Origin of the sequence: Proteus penneri (genome assembly GCF_003144535.1) — a bacterium.
Classification (GTDB): Bacteria; Pseudomonadota; Gammaproteobacteria; order Enterobacterales; family Enterobacteriaceae; genus Proteus; species Proteus penneri.
This window is the reverse complement of the sequence record NZ_PHFJ01000010.1, coordinates 71,421-89,063: the sequence shown is the minus strand read 5'-3', so window position 1 is coordinate 89,063 and position 17,643 is coordinate 71,421. Positions and strand designations below refer to the sequence as shown.

At 34.6% G+C, this 17,643-nt stretch carries 18 protein-coding genes; 10 read left to right on the top strand and 8 right to left on the bottom strand.

The window, feature by feature from the left end:
• Positions 1-12 precede the first annotated feature (12 nt).
• From CUB63_RS12510 to CUB63_RS12480, 7 genes are read right to left on the bottom strand one after another with little or no spacing between them, the layout of a single operon-like run.
• Positions 13-435, bottom strand: a complete 423-nt coding sequence (locus CUB63_RS12510) for a type III secretion protein (RefSeq protein WP_232240008.1) — start codon at positions 433-435, stop codon at positions 13-15.
• Positions 419-1,720, bottom strand: coding sequence for a type III secretion system ATPase SctN (gene sctN, locus CUB63_RS12505; protein WP_109848165.1), 1,302 nt, complete (start codon positions 1,718-1,720; stop codon positions 419-421). Before sctN ends, CUB63_RS12510 begins: the two co-directional genes overlap by 17 nt.
• Positions 1,721-1,722: 2 nt before the next feature.
• Complete coding sequence (locus CUB63_RS12500) at positions 1,723-2,136, bottom strand: InvB/SpaK family type III secretion system chaperone (protein WP_109848164.1); 414 nt, start codon at positions 2,134-2,136, stop codon at positions 1,723-1,725.
• A 9-nt stretch (positions 2,137-2,145) separates the two neighbouring features.
• A complete protein-coding gene (locus CUB63_RS12495) occupies positions 2,146-4,242 on the bottom strand; it encodes an EscV/YscV/HrcV family type III secretion system export apparatus protein (RefSeq protein ID WP_109848163.1) in 2,097 nt (698 codons plus the stop codon).
• A 35-nt stretch (positions 4,243-4,277) separates the two neighbouring features.
• On the bottom strand, positions 4,278-5,366 hold the full coding sequence (gene sctW, locus CUB63_RS12490) for a type III secretion system gatekeeper subunit SctW (RefSeq protein ID WP_109848162.1): 1,089 nt from the start codon (positions 5,364-5,366) through the stop codon (positions 4,278-4,280).
• Positions 5,367-5,370: 4 nt separating this feature from the next.
• Positions 5,371-7,089 carry a type III secretion system outer membrane ring subunit SctC gene (gene sctC / locus CUB63_RS12485; RefSeq protein WP_109848161.1) on the bottom strand — a complete coding sequence of 573 codons (1,719 nt, stop codon included), beginning with the start codon at positions 7,087-7,089 and terminating at the stop codon, positions 5,371-5,373.
• Complete coding sequence (locus CUB63_RS12480) at positions 7,073-7,828, bottom strand: helix-turn-helix domain-containing protein (protein ID WP_109848160.1); 756 nt, start codon at positions 7,826-7,828, stop codon at positions 7,073-7,075. The genes sctC and CUB63_RS12480 overlap by 17 nt, the downstream gene beginning before the upstream one ends.
• Positions 7,829-8,126: 298 nt before the next feature.
• On the opposite strand from CUB63_RS12480, the gene CUB63_RS12475 reads away from it, so the two are divergent.
• The 7 genes from CUB63_RS12475 to CUB63_RS12445 are packed head-to-tail and all read left to right on the top strand — an operon-like array spanning position 8,127 to position 12,252.
• Entirely contained in the window at positions 8,127-9,206 is a 1,080-nt protein-coding gene (locus CUB63_RS12475; protein ID WP_109848159.1) for a hypothetical protein, read from the top strand.
• A gap of 50 nt (positions 9,207-9,256) precedes the next feature.
• Positions 9,257-9,511: a type III secretion system needle filament subunit SctF gene (gene sctF, locus CUB63_RS12470; RefSeq protein WP_006536302.1), complete on the top strand. Its 255-nt coding sequence runs from the start codon at positions 9,257-9,259 to the stop codon at positions 9,509-9,511.
• 24 nt (positions 9,512-9,535) lie between these two features.
• Positions 9,536-9,817 (top strand): type III secretion system inner rod subunit SctI, encoded by a 282-nt coding sequence (gene sctI, locus CUB63_RS12465; protein WP_006536303.1) that lies wholly within the window; start codon positions 9,536-9,538, stop codon positions 9,815-9,817.
• 2 nt (positions 9,818-9,819) lie between these two features.
• A complete protein-coding gene (gene sctJ, locus CUB63_RS12460) occupies positions 9,820-10,590 on the top strand; it encodes a type III secretion system inner membrane ring lipoprotein SctJ (RefSeq protein WP_109848158.1) in 771 nt (256 codons plus the stop codon).
• Positions 10,565-11,131 carry a type III secretion protein gene (locus CUB63_RS12455; RefSeq protein ID WP_109848157.1) on the top strand — a complete coding sequence of 189 codons (567 nt, stop codon included), beginning with the start codon at positions 10,565-10,567 and terminating at the stop codon, positions 11,129-11,131. Before sctJ ends, CUB63_RS12455 begins: the two co-directional genes overlap by 26 nt.
• Positions 11,112-11,801: a type III secretion protein gene (locus CUB63_RS12450; protein WP_109848156.1), complete on the top strand. Its 690-nt coding sequence runs from the start codon at positions 11,112-11,114 to the stop codon at positions 11,799-11,801. The genes CUB63_RS12455 and CUB63_RS12450 overlap by 20 nt, the downstream gene beginning before the upstream one ends.
• Complete coding sequence (locus CUB63_RS12445) at positions 11,791-12,252, top strand: hypothetical protein (protein ID WP_072064455.1); 462 nt, start codon at positions 11,791-11,793, stop codon at positions 12,250-12,252. The genes CUB63_RS12450 and CUB63_RS12445 overlap by 11 nt, the downstream gene beginning before the upstream one ends.
• On the opposite strand, the gene soxR is transcribed toward CUB63_RS12445, so the two are convergent.
• Positions 12,253-12,702, bottom strand: a complete 450-nt coding sequence (gene soxR / locus CUB63_RS12440) for a redox-sensitive transcriptional activator SoxR (protein ID WP_006536309.1) — start codon at positions 12,700-12,702, stop codon at positions 12,253-12,255.
• Positions 12,703-12,811: 109 nt separating this feature from the next.
• On the opposite strand from soxR, the gene CUB63_RS12435 reads away from it, so the two are divergent.
• The 3 genes from CUB63_RS12435 to CUB63_RS12425 are packed head-to-tail and all read left to right on the top strand — an operon-like array spanning position 12,812 to position 17,477.
• Positions 12,812-13,234, top strand: coding sequence for a DoxX family protein (locus tag CUB63_RS12435; RefSeq protein WP_109400105.1), 423 nt, complete (start codon positions 12,812-12,814; stop codon positions 13,232-13,234).
• Positions 13,235-13,280: 46 nt separating this feature from the next.
• Positions 13,281-14,387, top strand: coding sequence for an efflux RND transporter periplasmic adaptor subunit (locus tag CUB63_RS12430; RefSeq protein WP_109848155.1), 1,107 nt, complete (start codon positions 13,281-13,283; stop codon positions 14,385-14,387).
• Positions 14,388-14,399: 12 nt separating this feature from the next.
• Positions 14,400-17,477, top strand: a complete 3,078-nt coding sequence (locus tag CUB63_RS12425; RefSeq protein WP_109848154.1) for a MexW/MexI family multidrug efflux RND transporter permease subunit — start codon at positions 14,400-14,402, stop codon at positions 17,475-17,477.
• Positions 17,478-17,643: the final 166 nt, after the last annotated feature.

Below are 17,643 nucleotides of genomic sequence, written 5' to 3'. Positions count from 1 at the left end.
ATCTCCTGTATCTCATTCTGTTCTAAACGTTCTAGATATAGTGTTTTTTTCTAACAGCTTTCTATCAAAATAACGTTGCATTTTCTTTTGTTTCTTAACAGCTACAAGATACTCTTTTTGCAAAGCAATCTTATCTTCTTGTAATTGAATTAATTTATTTTCAATTTCTTTAATTTGGGCATAACATATATTTAATGATGATAAAACAATAGCTTGTTTTCGTCGCTGTTGATTTAATGAGATAAAAGAATAGATACCAACTTTTTCATAAGTCGGTATCTCATTTTTTAACGCATTAGCTAATTGTTGTTGTTCTATTTTTTTATTTTCAGCTTCAATTAATAATTGTTGATATTGGTGCTGTTTTTTTTCTATTTTTTGTTGACGTTTAATAACAGCATTAATAAGAGATTGTTGTTCAAGAGGTAAGCGCATATAGCTTTTCCTGAGTTTCTTGGAATTCAGCCTTTTCTTTAAATGATTGAACTAAAAAACGTTCAATTAAAGCTTGTTTATTGACGGCTTCGTCATTAAGTGCATTATCACCAGCATGATATTCACCAAGTTCTTGCAGTAATTTAATATCTTGTAAACGCATTAAAATTTGTCTTACTTTTAATGCTGCTTGTTGCTGTTTTTCACTCGTGATTTGTTGAAAAACACGGCTTACACTGCCTAAAATATCAATAGCAGGATAATGGCCAGATGCTGCAATTTTGCGCGAAAGATAAATATGACCATCCAAAATAGATCGTACTTCTTCACCTATTGCATCAGGTTCATCATCGCTCTCCAATAAAACAGTATAAAAAGCAGTAATCGAACCGACTTTAGTCACGCCAGGCCGCTCTAAGATTGCAGGTAACTTATCAAATACAGAAGCGGGATAACCTTTACGTACAGGTAATTCACCCGCGGTAAGTGCAACATCACGTAATGCTCGACAATAACGTGTTATAGAATCAATAAATAAGACAACATGCTTTCCCTGCTCACGAAAATATTCTGCAACCGTTGTTGCCACGAGCGCAGCATTACAACGATCAACCGCAGGTTGATCAGAAGTAGAACAGATCAAAACTGTTTTTTTACAGCGACTATCACTTTTCAACTCTTCAACAAATTCAGTGACCTCACGTCCCCTTTCACCGATTAAACCAATAACAAAAATATCAGCTTGTGAAAAACGGATAAACATATTCATTAACATGGTTTTACCTATTCCTGCACTCGCAAATATTCCCATTCGTTGCCCTAATCCACAACTTAATAATCCATCAACAGCTCGCACTCCTGATTGAAAAAGTGTGTTAATAGGCAGTCTGTCATTAAATGATGGAGGATTTGCGTCAACAGGAAATAACTCATTATACGTTTCTTCAGGTGGCTCACTGTGATCAAACCTCAATAAGCAATGCCCTTTAATATCAATCATGCTACCTAATACATTGTTATTTAACGCAACGGAAAAAGATTTTCCTGTTGGCTCTACGACTATCTGTAAAGAATATCCTTGAGAGCTTCCCATCATACTAAGTATTGTTATGCCATTACGAAACCCAATAACAATAGCTTCACCAACAACCTGTTTATTTTCTATACCTGTTTTTATTTGGCAAATTTCGCCAATAAAAACATCACGCAACATCACCTCCAAAATATTTCCTTGTATTCGTGTGGGATGAGCTGCGTAACGAAATGCTGAAAAAAAGTTGTTCATTGTTAATTAATAAATTGCTGATGAATTTGATTCATAACTTGAAAAAATTCATCAATTGCTTTTGCCATTGTTTCACCATTTTGTAGTGCAATAGGCATAAAAGAAGCTCTCAGCTCTAAATCAGACTCCACTTTAACTAAAGCAGGCTGTCCAGGATAAAAACTTTCTGTCTGTACATTAATTTGGTCTAATAAAATACCACTACTATTTTGCTGTAATTGATTTTCATCATATTCACGTAATACAGACCAAATCATAGGAACATCGTCGACAGTTAATAAATTAATATCGGGCATTTCACCAAGGCTAATCGTAATTGTTGAATGGTTATCGATAGATTTTCCATTAGAAAAAAGATCATTACGACCAATGACATTCATAGAGTCGATAATTAAACTAGCAAGATCACAAGACATATTCTTCCCCTAAATAGATTGCAAGACATTTATTTCAATATCTGAAGATAATTCGTCATAGGATAAAACTGAAAGCTGTGAAAACTGCGTCTCTAATAATTTTCTGACAAATCGCCTTATATCTATTGCCGTTAAAACAACATAGTTTTGAATATATTTAATTTCATCAAAAGCAACTGTCATTTTTTCCATAATAAGATCAAGTTCAGCGGGTTCTAAATTAAGAAATGTACCAGAAGAACTCTGTCTTATCCCACTACGAATTATCTCTTCGACTTCGTTAGATAATATAACAACATTAATCTTTCCATTTTTAGAAAAAAAACTACTTATATACCGTGCTAACAATGAACGAATATGCTCAGTTAATAATATTGGGTCTTTTTCCTTTCCACCCCATTGTACTAACCCACCAACAATTGTCTTTATATTTCTAATAGGTATTTTTTCTTGTATTAGTCTTTGTAAAACTTCATTAATGCGTTGGATAGAAACTTGTCTATAACACTCTTTCATTAACTCAGGAGCTCGTTCTTCAACTTTATCAAGGATATTTTTAGTTTCTTGAATACCTAAGAATTCGATGATATTAGATGTCATCAAAGATGAGAACTTATTATAAAAGTAATTCTCTGATTTAATAATTTGATAATCTAATTTGGTGAGTTTCTCTTTTTCTATTTCTTTTACCCAATATCTTTTTATTTTATTGTCTTCTTTTTCAACATACTTTAATCCTAACGAAAAAAATTCATCATTCGGTTCTTCTATATTGATAAGAGAAAATGGGCAATCAAATTCGTCGGCTTTTACTTCATTGATTAAAATGATTATCCTGTCTTCTTCAATTACATCAGAATAGTGGATCACAATATCAGGTAGCAAAACACCATATTGTAAAATAAACTCTTTTTTAAGCCATTTCTCAAAAACAATTTTAGTTAGGTAATCTTTTTTTGTCGTGGAAACAGTAACAATTAAAGGTAAAGTTTCTGCTTGTTCTAAAGAGATCGTTTCTGTAAGTAAACTATTTTCTTCTTCATTTTTCTTTCCTGAAAAAAGATTAGAAATAAGTCCTTTTTTATTTTCTCCCTCTTCATTTTTTCCTCCTTCTTCTGTTGTCGATGATGCTGTGGATTTCTTCTTATTTCCCCTATTTTTTTTAAAGAAATAAAAGGCAATGATCGCAGAAAGAATAAGGAATACCGGTGTTGGAAAACCTGGTAAAAAACCAATAATAAATGCCAGTACCGCTGTCACCAATAAAGCAAAATCTTGAGCTAATAGCTCATTCATTATGCTAAAACCTAAATTTTTATTTTCACCACCAACACGAGTAACAATAAAACCAGCACTAATAGAGATAAGTAATGCTGGAATTTGAGCAACTAAGCCATCACCAATGGTCAGTAATGTGTAGGTATGTAAAGCCTGTGAAATCGATAAATCCATTTGAGCCATACCAACAGAAATGCCACCAATAAGATTGACAAAAATAATAACAATACCGGCAATTGCATCACCTTTAATAAATTTCATTGCACCATCAAATGAACCATAAAGTTGACTCTCTTGCCCTAATTCTTTACGCCTTATTTTTACTTCATCATTAGTAATGATGCCGGATTTTAAATCAGCATCAATACTCATTTGTTTACCTGGCATACCATCCAATGAAAAACGTGCTGCAACTTCTGCAACACGTTCAGAACCTTTGGTAATAACCAAAAATTGCACAATAGTGACAATTGAGAAAACCACAAATCCGACGACCAGATTCTCACCAATAACAAACTCACCAAATGAAGTAATAATTTCACCTGCATCAGCATCAAGTAAAATTAAACGGCTAGTACTAATAGAAAGTGCTAAGCGAAAAAGAGTGGTTATCAGCAATAATGCAGGGAATGTCATGAAATTTAAGATTCGGGTAATATAAAAAGAACTCATAAAAATCAAAAGAGAAATAGTAATATTTAACCCGATAAGAAAATCGACGATGTAAGTTGGAAGCGGAATAATTAGCATCATGATTACTAAAACCATAACAGCTAATACAATAAGTTCAGGACGATTTCTAATGGCAGAAAGAAATTTATAAACCATAATTTATATCCATTAAAATATGTTTAACATTATATTTATATTGATTTTCTTAAGTGGTATTTTTCTATATTTATATATTTATCTATAATATTTTGAATAATCATTTGGCACTCAATTCTAAACTCATCAGATAAAAATAAGTTCTCCGGAAACTTATTAAACATGTTTCTTATTCCCTGTAATAACTTCATTTTTATAGTTATTAATAACTTTTCCCACTCACCTGATAATAATGAGATTAAATATTTATTCATATCTCCTGGATATGTCATGCCATATAATATTAATTGATAGAGTTGTTTTTCTGATATGGTGTTTTTTAACTCTATATTCTTAAAAAAACTCATACTTAATTCTATAAAACTATATAATTCCCTTAGTTTATTGACTCGCTCTAACAATTGTCCAAATTCAGAACTTTGAGCACAACTTGGCATTAAAGATTGCATATCACATAACAAACTTTGGGAAAGAAATGTCAAAATAATTGTGCATTGTTTAATATCATATTCTTCCATCCACATCTGAAAGAAAAAGATCGGTTCTATATCTAAATTAATATAACTTCGATATAAATCTCGTAATACTGTGGGGTTTAATGCTAATAACTTAGCAAATGTTTTGGCTTTTAAAGCAATATTTATCCCTGCTTTAATATTCTTGGCATTTTTCCCCTCAAGTAATCGAGCGATTTCATTTTCTATTCCAGCATCTAACTGAGCACCGAGTTTTTTCTTTCTTAATAACTCGCGTAATACCATAACGAGGTCACTTTCATCAGGAAACATTTGCCGTAAATAAGCAAGAAGCTCCTGAAGACTTTGACCTGACTTTTTAAACATTAACAAAGCTTTATTGAGTTTTTTATCTGATCCATCTTCCGTTATATAGAGTGTACTTTTTCCCCGATTGGCTTTTTTATCTAACCACTTTCCATAGCGTTGAGAAAATTGAGTCACAACCATCGACATATCATCAGCAATATCAGCTAATTGATTTTGGTAATTTTGCTTTTCTGAAATTTTAGGTTGCTTATATTCCGTTTCTTGCTGATTTTTACGGCTAACGTTATTTTCTTTTGTTTCCTGTCTAATCGGTATGGAAGAGTTAATTGGCGCAATCATCACATTACCCCATAAAAGCTTGAAGTTGTTGCAATGCTTGTGTTGTTTTTTTATCCATTGGTTGAAATGGATTTTGGCTTATTGATTCGGATAAATCAGTTTCTGTATTATCTAATAAACGAGGTTGTAACATAAAAATGCGCACCATCTTTTTATTATTATCTGATTTATAACTAAATAACCCGCCAATCAAAGGTATTGAACTTAATACGGGAATTTTAGTTTCAGCATTAATATTATCTTCACGAGTATAGCCACCAATTAGTAAGCTTCCCCCTTCTGAAACTCGTGCGACGGTACTAATATTAGTACGGTTAATTACAGGTAAACTTTCAACCGTCTCATCTTTTGCTTTATCATCTTTTTTTTCTGCCCCATCTTCCAAATTGATGATCATTTCAATTTCTTTATTAGAATTGCCAATTCTTGGCAATACGCTCATCATCGTCCCAAAAGTTGTCGATTCTAATGTTGCAACACGCTCACCTTTAATTTGAGTATAAAAGGTGGTGTTATTATCAAAAATTGCTGGAGTATTTTCTTGAGTTAATAAAATAGGACGAGAAACCATTTTGGCATCGCCATCTTCTGTCAATGCTCTTATTTTTCCTAAGAAATTCAAACCTGATGCAGCACTTAAACTTGATGTATTAAAAAAGAAAGAGTGATTGCCTGAGCTATATCCTGCTTGCCAATCAATACCTAAGCTATCCGCTTTATTTTTTGAAATATCAATAATCCATAGAGATAGTTCAACTTGTCGTTTAGGTTTATCCAGTTGGTCAATCAAGGAACCGACTAATTCCAATCCTTCTCGACTGGTTTTAACTAATAAGCTATTTGCTGCAGGTAAAGGAACCAATTCAACATGATATCTCCCCATTTGTGTAATAACGGGTGTGACTGATAAGTTATTGTCATTATTATCTGTAGGCTGTGAGACCTCACTTTCCCTTTCTACAGTATTATTTCTTGAAGAGTAAGTGCGCTTTATTGGTGTTCCTGCTTGAGACATAAATAACTGCTGGAGTACCGTTGTAATACCTGGTAATACAATTTTTTCATCTCGTAAATAATAAGTTCTATCTTGCACAAAGGTATTTTTTAGTGCAAATACTTGCACAAATTCCTCTCCATAACGAGAGCTACCTGTTGGTACTTGATTACTTATATTTTCATAGATTTGTTCCTGAACCGCATTATCTAGATAGTCAGCAGCCGCTTTAACTAATTTAAGATAAACAGGAGGTCCTGAAATATAAAAAGTACGCTGATCCTGCCCTGAACGTAATGGGAAACGAGCATCAAATAGACCCACATCTTGAAGATATTCTTTGATTTCACTCATTCCAATATTTTTTACTTGGAATAGTTCTTGTTGGATCTCACTATTATCATAAACATAAATAGATTCCCCATCATTGAAATAGAGTAATGACATTCTGCGCACCATCAAATCAAAAGCATCCTGAGGTGAAGAAATATCAAAATTCCCTGTCACTCTTTTTTTCTTTACAGCGTTACTTAAAATAAATGGTTTATCTAATTTATCTGATAACACAAAGAAAAATTGCTCAATACGAGTATCAACAGCAATAAACATATCAGGTTTTTTTACCTGATGTGTGTAGATAACTTTTCCCTCTGCACCTTGAACAGGAAAAGTTAAACTACAACAAATTGATAGCCCAATAGCACAGCAAATATTATTTTTTATTTTCATAGAGAAGGTGACCAATTCGACGAAATTCCGTCGGTGTAATACCAAACAGTGTTTTTATTTCATTAGAAAAATGGGATGCAGAGCTAAATCCATTATCTACTGCAATTTGTGTCAAAGATTCACTTGTTGATAAAGTAGTCAGAATCGATGATGCTGCTCGCCATGAACGTAATTGGCTTTTACCACAATTACCTAAATAACGTTTACAAAGTCTTCTAAAATGCGTGCCTGATACACCATAGCGCTCTCCAATTTGAGCAATATTACTCTTTTTCTCATCTAAATAACTGATGAGATGTAATACAAGCCAATAGCTTTCGCTATGTCTTATGGTGACAAAAAGAGGCTCTAATTGGCTATTCTCTTTTAAAGCTTCGCTAATTAATATGTACTCTAATGATCCCTCTCTACTTTCTATATAAAAAATCTGCTGATTAATATCAAATTCAGTGCCTATTGCTGTCATTTTTGAAAAATCACGAGCATAATCAATAAAGGCTAATAACCTGGCGCAGATAAAAAAAGATCTTTTTTCCATTTTCCAACTTTGATTATCAGACTGAAAAACAACATCACTATTTTTAGCATTATAAATAAAAGCACTTCCTTTTATCATTTTTGTAAATTGTCCATCTCTTATTTTAATTGATGATTCATTATTCAAGGGAATACAAAAAAATAATGAATTCCCCATTAAGATATTTCTATCTCCACTTATTTTTATATCGTTTATCAACATAATTTAAACCTCAAAAATATAAATCAACTCAAAAATGAAAAAGATAACGATACAATATCGCTAACGGAATACAATTTACGTGTTATGATTTGCATGTTCTTCGAATAATACCATCAATAATTAGTGATAAAAATGTATAATTAAAGCAGAAAGTTTATATTTTACAAAATATTTTTATAAAACACACCTTAAATTAGCAAATAAAAAACCTGTTCTTTTTTTAAAAAAAACATTTCAATATTGAAGACCAATATTAATTCACACAATAAATAGGCACGATAACTTCTAGGATATATTTATGCTTTATTATTTATATATTTTGAATGGACCATTAAAGTATACAAAAATATCATTAACTCCAAATGAATATTCAATATCAACATACAACAAGAGAAATAAAATACATAATAATGATGCAAATCAGATTTACATTCCATGCAGTGATGAAGAATTGGTTAAAAAAGTGAATGTCAAACTAAAAAATACAGAAGAAGATCAAAGTACATTAGTTATAGAAGAGAGTGTGATAGCGAATGAAATAGGTGTTGAAATGGATATATATTTTAATAAACCTATTTATTTTAATAATATCCCTATGTTTTTAATTAGTAAAAATGATAACTTGGAAAAAGAGCTATTAGTATTTAAGAATAAATCATCTAACATTACCCCCCGAAAAAAGATAGCTATTATATTGATAATAGTTATCTTTTTTTCATTATTATCTATTTCATTTTTATTTTTTAACAAAAAAGAAGTTAACAACATCATACCAGAACCAACGTTATCAGTAGAAAACTATCACTATTTTTTAGGTTTAAAAAATCATTATTGCCTCTATGACGATAGCGTGCCTGAATGGGTTAAAACAAACAATAATAACAGTCGATATTCATATATAGATATTAAAAAATTAAATCTTATCTTTAATAAAGAGAGTAAAATAACAAACAATATAATAATTAAAAATAATTCAAATCCAATAATATCTTTTGTTTATCATAATAATCATGAAAAAGATAAAATCAGTTCAGTTATTCAACAACAGTTTTCTACCTTTTGCCAACCAACTATCAAAGCCATATCTATTCCTAGTTTAATTGAAGAGGTAAATACACTCTCTTTTATAAAAAAAGTCAGTTATCAAATAAAAGAAGATAAGAATGGGATCACGTTTATATTTGATGATGTTTTGAATAAAGAAAGCAAAATAAAATTTGAGCAATTTATAAAAAAACAAACCTTTATTTTTGGCAGAAAATTTATATTTTACCGTGAGAGTATAGGTAATCCTGATTTAATCAATAAAGCAACTTTACAAGAAGAGAACGGATATATTTTTATTGATAGCCAACACCGTTATTTTCCCAAGGGATAATATTCGGATTTCATTAACATAAAATCATAAATATTCAGAGGATTAATATTATGGCAAATAATTCAGTGACCGATGATGTAAGCTCAATTAAAAAAATAGACGATTACTTTCAAGACCCAGTTAAAAATCAAAGTGATGCATTAAAATCAGCACTTGATGCTTTAAAAGCAGATACCTCGAATGCCGCCGCATTAGCAGACTATCAAGCAAGGTTAGCTGAATACAATATTACACGTAATGCTGAATCAACATCGATTAAAGTCGTTAAAGACTTAGCCATGAGTATTATTGGTAATATGCGTTAATTTTAAATTATATAAAGGATATTTATGGCTATTTTACCTGTTTCTACAGTTAATTTATCTGCGTTATCTGAAACGACAGATAATGAAGATTCATTATCGTCAATAATAACAAAAAATATTGCCAGTAGTTTTCAGTATGAAACTCAAATACATGAAAAACTGGCAACATTAAGTCAGCTTTCTGATGTTCATAGCTATACCAAGCTACAAACCACGCTAAATGATTATACCATTACCATGAATTTAGCCAGTACCTTGGCAAGAAAATCATTGAATATCGTAGAAACCCTACTAAAGGCGCAATAGTGATGAAAACCAGATATTTATTAAGCATGTTATTATTTTGTCTGGTTTCACTATTAACTGGGTGTAAAGAGCAGTCATTATTAACCGGTCTGAATCAGCGTCAAGCAACACAAGTGCAAGCTGTATTACAAAAGCATCAAATAACCAGTACCCAAACCGCATTAGGCAAAGGATTATTTGATGTGTCAGTTAAAAAAGAAGATGTTGCTGTCGCGATTCAAATATTGGAACAGTATCAATTGCCTAGTAATACGCGGGTTGAAATTACCCAAATATTCCCTTCTGATGCATTGGTGTCTTCACCACAGGCAGAAAAAGCACGGTTAATTTCGGCTATTGAGCAGCGATTAGAACAATCATTACTCACCATTGAAAGTGTTATCGATGCAAGAGTGCATATTAGTTATCCTATTTCCCCCTCAGAGCGCATTATTCCTCCTCCTCACGCATCTGCCATAATTTTTTATGAAGACAGTGTGCCTGATGCAGAACAACTTGGTGAAGATATTCGCGCTTTTATTCATAATTCCTTTAACGATATGAATGAAGATAATATTACTGTTCTACTTTATCCACGCAATATCAATAAATTAAATGTATTAAAACCTCTCACTACTGATGAAAATAGTGCTATCACTTTTAATTATTGGTGGTTGTTAGGTCCACTTTTTATTGGCTTACTGTTCATTACAATATTTATTTTTATAAAGTATCGCCAAAAAAAGCTGATGATGAAGGAGAAAAAAGATGACATTCTCTCTTCAACAGTTTGAGAAAATTTCTACCGTGATGTATGAACCATTACAATACATTCACCCAGACAATAAAACAGTAGCAACTCTCGATGATAAACTTATTTGGCAGCAATTTGCTAATTATCAATTAATTAAAGAACATAAACTGATCACTGAAATAGACTGCGATATAGAAACCGACCTTGTCGCCCAAAAACTATTTACTCAATGGTCGTTATTACCTCAATGTGCTCTATTTTTAGGTTATTTTTACTCACCTCAATATATTTTACACTCAGGTGATTACTATCAACTGCCATCATCATTGCAAGCGTTTCTCTCTTTAAGACCAGTCATTTTGATAAATGAGGAAAATAAAAATGATAATAACGAGATAGCCCCTATCACAATAGGTTATCAATTATTATTTACTTTTATTCACTCTATTTCAGTCGCATTAGCACAACGGTTTAAACTCTGTTTTCCTATAAATCAGTCCCAATTAGAGTTATCAACGGATTTATCTTTATCACGCTCACTTTTTCTTTTGGTGCTTAATTATGCTGCGTTCTGTGCATGAAAAACTGCTAGATTATACCTGTGAAGGGGTGCTTATTCGCGCCCGTTATATCCGACAATTGGATAATATCCATAAAATAAATCTCGCGACAAAAAATAATGCGAAAAAACTTATTCGCGATACTGAGAAAAAACTTAAATTACATCATGATGCTGTGGTTAGGCAAGGCTATAGCGAAGGACTGAAAGCACTATTGGGAGATATATTAACCTTGTTCTCTCAGTATCAAACTCATTTATTCAACTATGAAATAAAACAAAGAGAGTTGATCACAAGGACAGTTGCTCAATATTTCCAGTCACCGGATATGCAAATAGAACTAACAAAACAACTTATTGCCGCAAGCCCTTTTGATCATAAACTCACACTTAATATTCCTAAAACCTTACAACCTTATTTAGAAGAAACACTGAGTGATCAAAATATTGAATTAATTCCCCATGATAATACGACAATTTCTGTCAGCGCAGGATCACAAATCCTTTTCTTTGATCCTCCTCTTTTTATGCAAGATCTCAAATCTCAATTTCATCGGCCTTATACTGAAAAAAATCAACTCGCATTTTCTCAAGATCTTAAAACGCGTTTAATTGATTATATTCAACAGTTTGAATTATTAGAAAGCCAAGATGAAAATCAAACTCAAAGAGACCTCCCTAATGAAGATTGATCCTTCCTATACACAGCCACTATCTCATTTATCTTCAAGAATAAATACAGATAAAACAGAAGCAATAGAGAATCAACCAGTGCCCCTTCCTAGGGCTACAGAAAGTGATATTTTAGCGCCTTTTCTTAATCGAGATTTTTATCAGCAATTACAAGATCAAGGCATCAATGATACAAAGGCTATCCTTAATTTCCTAAATCAATATGATGTTATGAATGATGGTAATCAAACACTTAAAGAGAATCGCCAACGAAGCATATTAATGTATGCGCATCAACAGAGTGTATTAGATGATACAGAAAATAAAGAGACTATTAATCAAGCGCTTATTTCATTTCTTTCTTACCAAGGTTTCTATCACCAATTCACACTTGATTTACTGGGTATGACTGATAACCAAGAAGACTATGAGGGATTTTTCAAACCAGATAGTGCATCGTTTTCATTTTGATTATAGGATCTGAGGCCCTGCCCCCTTTTCACCTAAAATATCATCAGGATTGCGCAACGGACAATCACTCAATGATAAACAACCACAGCCAATACAGTGGTCAAGCCCGTTACGTAATCGTTTAAGACGGCGAATGCGTTCATCGAGTCGCACTTTCCAATCCGTTGATATTTCGTGCCATTGTTCTGCCGTTAATTTACTATTTGGCGGGTACTTTCCCAATATTTCTTGGATTTCTTTTAACGGAATTCCCGTACTTTGAGCCGCCTTGATAATTGCCACATAGCGCAATACAACTGGTGGATAACGCCGCTGATTACCTGCACTTCGATAGCTTTCTATCAATCCTTTTTCTTCATAAAAATGTAACGTTGAAATCGCAACACCACTACGTTTTGCTACCTCACCGACGGTAAGTGCTCTATTGAAATCTATTTTCTCTTTTTTCATTCTTTCCTCTTGACCTCAACTTAACTTGAGGTTTTATAGTCCTCTCCTCTCATGAAGTCAAGTCAGTGGGATACCGACTTTTGTATTGAAGATTATTGAGGATAGAAAAATGCCTAATTCAATTGCACGTATTCTTGAAAGCCGCGCTTTATGGTTTATCGCCAGATTACTCATTCTTGTTTTATTTCTCTCCTCTGGTTTTGCCAAGGTGTTTGATTACCAAAATAGTTTGGCTGAGATGCGTGCAGCAGGATTAACTCCAGACTGGTTTTTTAATATTGCCACTGCGATCGTTTTATTTTCAGGTTCTTTATTAGTCCTTTTCGATCGTTATTTATGGCTAGGTGCTGGAGCGCTCGCTGTTTTCCTATTTTTGACCATTGTGATTGTACATACGTTTTGGAATATGACGGGAGATAAGGCCATGTTGTCGATGTATTTCGCAATCGAGCATACCTCTGTTATTGGAGGATTAATCACTACGGCAATGGCAAGTCATTTCAGAGCATTATGGAAAAAAACTGACGCATAAAAACGATAAAAAATATAAAAATAATCACTATGGAAACAACAATAGTATGAATAAAAAACTCACTCTCACGGTATGTGCCTCACTCTTTTTAATCAGTGCTGGTGCAATGGTTTATGCAACAACATCATCTGATGAAGATGCATCTCAGCAATTCGCTTATCCACCCACTAAAGTGGCATTAGCAACTGTACAATCATCAAAATTACCAAACAATATGCAAGGAGTTGGTGAACTAGAAGCCGCGCGCCAAGTGTATTTAGCCGCTGAAACCAATGGTCGAATTGCTGTGATTAATTTTGAGTCAGGGCAAACTGTTAAAGCCGGCCAAGTTTTAGCTAAATTAAATGATGAGCCTGAACAAGCGGAATTATTGCGTTTACAAGCACAATTAACTAACGCGGATAAACTCTACTCCCGTACAAAACAGCTTTATAGTAAAAATGTCGCAGCCGCTGCGCAATTAGACAGTACATTATCTGAGCGCGATATGATTGCCGCATCCATTCGTGAAGTAAAAGCGCGAATTGCACAGAAAGCAATAAAAGCGCCTTTTGATGGCATTGTCGGGATAAAACTTGTTCATGAAGGACAGTACCTCAATGCGGGTGAACGTATTGCATCTTTAGTCGATGCGAGTCATTTAAAACTCAATTTCTCACTTGATGAACAAGCTGCTCCCAAAATTTCCGCAAAACAGCCCATCAATATCGAGGTCGATGCTTATCCAGAGATGGTATTTACAGGCTCTATTAATGCCGTCGATCCTCTTATTGGTCCATCTCGCACCGTACAAGTACAAGCTGTTTTACCTAATACCGATAACAAATTAAAAGCGGGCATGTTTGCTCGTGTGCAAGTTACTTCTCCAGATAGTCCTATGGTATTAACCGTACCAGAAACGGCAGTTACTTATACTGCCTATGGAGATACCGTGTTTGTAGCGCAATCTGACAATCAAAAAAACCTTATCGCTAAGCGTGTCTCTGTGAAAGTTGGATTGCGCTACAACGGCATGATTGAGATAAAAGAAGGCTTAACCCTTGGTGATCAAATTGTCTCATCTGGCCAAATTAAATTAAGTGATGGCATCTCAATTGAACCTATTGAGCAAGATACATTAGCGCTAGCTCAATCTGCGACAACAAAACCATAACGGGAGTTAATAATGAAGTTTACCGATATTTTTGTTCGGCGACCTGTTTTGGCATTAGTTGTTAGCACATTGATCTTGTTACTGGGTGCATTTGCATTCAGTAAGCTACCCGTTCGCCAATACCCTATGTTACAAAACTCAACGATTACGATCGCAACAGATTATCCTGGTGCATCGTCTGAGTTGATGCAGGGATTTGTAACTCAGCCAATTACACAAGCGGTTTCCTCTGTTGAGGGAGTTGATTATATTTCTTCATCTTCAGTACAAGGTAAAAGCTTAGTTACCGTCAGAATGGAATTAAACCGCGACCCTACTCAAGCCTTGACGCAAGTAATGGCTAAGGTAAATCAAGTTCGTTATAAGTTGCCAGAACAAGCTTATGATCCGGTAATCGAGCTTTCATCAGGAGAGTCTACAGCCGTAGCTTATGTGGGGTTCTCAAGTGAACAGCTTTCTATTCCTGAACTCACAGACTACCTTTCTCGCGTTGTTGAACCGATGTTCTCATCCATTAATGGTGTTGCTAAAGTGCAAGTATTTGGTGGTCAACAATTGGCCATGCGCTTATGGTTAGATGCAGATAAACTGGCTGGTCGCAACTTAACAGCGAGCGATGTGGCAGAGGCTGTTCGCCGTAATAACTATCAAGCGGCACCCGGTAAAGTAGAAGGCGAGTTTGTCATTGCCAACGTTTATGTCAATACCGATCTCACTAATGTCGAAGAATTTAAAGACATGGTTATCATTAATGATGGTAATAATCTTGTCCGCTTACGTGATATTGGTACCGTCGAGCTAGGTGCTGCGGCCACTGAAACTAGCGGTATTATGAATGGTAAAAAAGCGGTATTTTTGGGTTTATTCCCGACACCAACAGGTAATCCGTTAGTGATTGTTGATGGCATTCGCGAACATCTTGTTGATATTCAAAAAACCTTACCGCCGAGCGTCGATGTAGAACTGGCATTTGAAACTTCACGTTTTATCAAAGCCTCTATTAATCAAGTAGTACAAACCTTAATTGAAGCGATTTTAATCGTTATCGCGGTTATTTATCTCTGTTTGGGATCGTTCCGTTCTGTTCTTATTCCTGTACTTGCCATTCCGTTATCAATGTTAGGTGCTGCCGGATTAATGCTTGCCTTTGGTTTTAGTATCAATTTGCTCACTTTGCTGGCAATGGTTTTAGCCATTGGACTTGTGGTAGATGACGCGATAGTGGTTGTTGAAAATGTTCATCGCCATATTGAAGAGGGATTATCACCTGTTCAAGCCGCTTTAGTGGGGGCAAGAGAAGTAGCCGGCCCTGTTATTGCAATGACCATAACGCTAGCGGCTGTTTATGCTCCGATTGGTTTAATGGCTGGATTAACGGGCGCATTATTTAAAGAATTTGCCATAACACTGGCAGGTAGTGTGATTGTATCCGGTATTGTGGCATTAACACTATCCCCCGTGATGAGCTCATTAATGCTAAAACCAAAAGAAAATGAAGGCAAAATGGCTAAAATAGCCGAGTATGTCTTTGATAAATTAGCTCATCATTATGGTTACATACTCAATTTTTCGTTAGCTAATCGCTGGTTAACTGTTATTTTCGCCTTAGCTGTATTTGTCAGCTTGCCGTTTTTATATAGCCAGACAAAACAAGAGCTAGCGCCTTCAGAAGATCAGGCGAGCGTTTTAACCGCGGTAAAAGCACCACAACATGCAAATCTTGCCTATGCTGAACGATTTAATCAAAAGCTTGATGAAATTTATATGAGTCTGCCTGAAACAGACAGCACTTGGATAATTAACGGTACAGATGGGCCTTCAGCCAGCTTTGGTGGTATTAACTTTGATGGTTGGGATTTACGTGATCGCAATGCAGATCAAATCCAAGCTGATTTGCAAAATCGCGTCAATAATGTGGAAGGTACCCGTATTTTTGCTTTCCAATTAGCTTCTCTACCCGGCTCAGTGGGTGGATTGCCTGTACAAATGGTGTTACGTAGCCCATTAGGTTATCCCGTTTTGTTTGAAACAATGGAACAAATCAAACAGCAAGCAAGAGAAAGCGGTTTGTTTGTCGTGGTGGATAGCGATTTAGATTACAACAATCCCGTTGTTCAAGTTGCCATAGACAGAGCTAAAGCCAATAGTTTAGGCATTCGTATGCAAGATATTGGTGAATCACTTTCACTATTAGTGGGTGAACACTATATCAATCGCTTTGGTATGGATGGTCGCTCTTATGATGTGATCCCACAAAGTGTACGCCATCAACGCTTAACGCCAGCAGCACTTGCAGGGCACTATATTCGTACTCAAGATAATGTGTTAATTCCATTATCAACCGTTGTGAATATTACGACTCAAGTTGAACCGAATAAACTGACACAGTTTAATCAACAAAACGCAGCTATTTTCCAAGCGATCCCCGCCCCCGGCGTCACGATGGGACAAGCGGTCGCTTTTCTTGAAACGGTGGCAGATTCATTACCCGCAGGTTTTAGTCATGATTGGCAATCTGATTCCCGCCAATTTACCCAAGAAGGAAATACACTAGTCTTTGCCTTTATTGCAGCACTTATCATTATTTACTTAGTATTAGCTGCGCAATATGAAAGCCTAGTCGATCCTTTGATTATCTTAGTTACTGTACCGCTATCAATTTGCGGCGCATTAGTCCCTCTCGCTTTAGGGATGGTAACACTAAATATCTACACTCAAATTGGTTTAGTCACACTAATAGGGCTTATCAGTAAGCACGGAATTTTAATGGTGGAATTTGCTAATGAATTACAAGTTCATAAAAATCTAAACCGTCGAGATGCCATTATTGAAGCAGCAAAAATCCGCTTACGTCCTGTATTAATGACCACGGCGGCAATGGTTATTGGGCTCATTCCACTTTTATTTGCCAGTGGTGCTGGAGCAAATAGTCGCTATAGTCTAGGGCTGATTATTATCTCTGGTATGTTAGTTGGCACCCTGTTTACCCTGTTTGTGCTACCAACGATGTATAGTTTCTTAGCGCGAAATCATCAAATCAGCGCTCAAACTGAACGTCAAAAACAGTTACAGCAAATCAGTGAGCAGTAAACCTAAAAAATAAAAAACAGTCATGTCGTAAAACCAATCCCCATTGTGAATGGCAATGGGGATTTTATCTTTAAAGTTATCAAGATAAACTCAGGTCTGTTTTGAAATAAAATTCGATTAACCTATTTAAAATAAGCTTAATTATTAATTTAAGTAAACTAAAGTT

What these genes read in the sequence shown, in the direction of transcription:
- CUB63_RS12510 (WP_232240008.1), bottom strand. Translation starts at nt 435, where the DNA reads ATGCGCTTACCTCTTGAACAACAATCTCTTATTAATGCTGTTATTAAA.
- sctN (WP_109848165.1), bottom strand. Translation starts at nt 1,720, where the DNA reads ATGAACAACTTTTTTTCAGCATTTCGTTACGCAGCTCATCCCACACGA.
- CUB63_RS12500 (WP_109848164.1), bottom strand. Translation starts at nt 2,136, where the DNA reads ATGTCTTGTGATCTTGCTAGTTTAATTATCGACTCTATGAATGTCATT.
- CUB63_RS12495 (WP_109848163.1), bottom strand. Translation starts at nt 4,242, where the DNA reads ATGGTTTATAAATTTCTTTCTGCCATTAGAAATCGTCCTGAACTTATT.
- sctW (WP_109848162.1), bottom strand. Translation starts at nt 5,366, where the DNA reads ATGATTGCGCCAATTAACTCTTCCATACCGATTAGACAGGAAACAAAA.
- sctC (WP_109848161.1), bottom strand. Translation starts at nt 7,089, where the DNA reads ATGAAAATAAAAAATAATATTTGCTGTGCTATTGGGCTATCAATTTGT.
- CUB63_RS12480 (WP_109848160.1), bottom strand. Translation starts at nt 7,828, where the DNA reads ATGTTGATAAACGATATAAAAATAAGTGGAGATAGAAATATCTTAATG.
- CUB63_RS12475 (WP_109848159.1), top strand. Translation starts at nt 8,127, where the DNA reads ATGCTTTATTATTTATATATTTTGAATGGACCATTAAAGTATACAAAA.
- sctF (WP_006536302.1), top strand. Translation starts at nt 9,257, where the DNA reads ATGGCAAATAATTCAGTGACCGATGATGTAAGCTCAATTAAAAAAATA.
- sctI (WP_006536303.1), top strand. Translation starts at nt 9,536, where the DNA reads ATGGCTATTTTACCTGTTTCTACAGTTAATTTATCTGCGTTATCTGAA.
- sctJ (WP_109848158.1), top strand. Translation starts at nt 9,820, where the DNA reads ATGAAAACCAGATATTTATTAAGCATGTTATTATTTTGTCTGGTTTCA.
- CUB63_RS12455 (WP_109848157.1), top strand. Translation starts at nt 10,565, where the DNA reads ATGACATTCTCTCTTCAACAGTTTGAGAAAATTTCTACCGTGATGTAT.
- CUB63_RS12450 (WP_109848156.1), top strand. Translation starts at nt 11,112, where the DNA reads ATGCTGCGTTCTGTGCATGAAAAACTGCTAGATTATACCTGTGAAGGG.
- CUB63_RS12445 (WP_072064455.1), top strand. Translation starts at nt 11,791, where the DNA reads ATGAAGATTGATCCTTCCTATACACAGCCACTATCTCATTTATCTTCA.
- soxR (WP_006536309.1), bottom strand. Translation starts at nt 12,702, where the DNA reads ATGAAAAAAGAGAAAATAGATTTCAATAGAGCACTTACCGTCGGTGAG.
- CUB63_RS12435 (WP_109400105.1), top strand. Translation starts at nt 12,812, where the DNA reads ATGCCTAATTCAATTGCACGTATTCTTGAAAGCCGCGCTTTATGGTTT.
- CUB63_RS12430 (WP_109848155.1), top strand. Translation starts at nt 13,281, where the DNA reads ATGAATAAAAAACTCACTCTCACGGTATGTGCCTCACTCTTTTTAATC.
- CUB63_RS12425 (WP_109848154.1), top strand. Translation starts at nt 14,400, where the DNA reads ATGAAGTTTACCGATATTTTTGTTCGGCGACCTGTTTTGGCATTAGTT.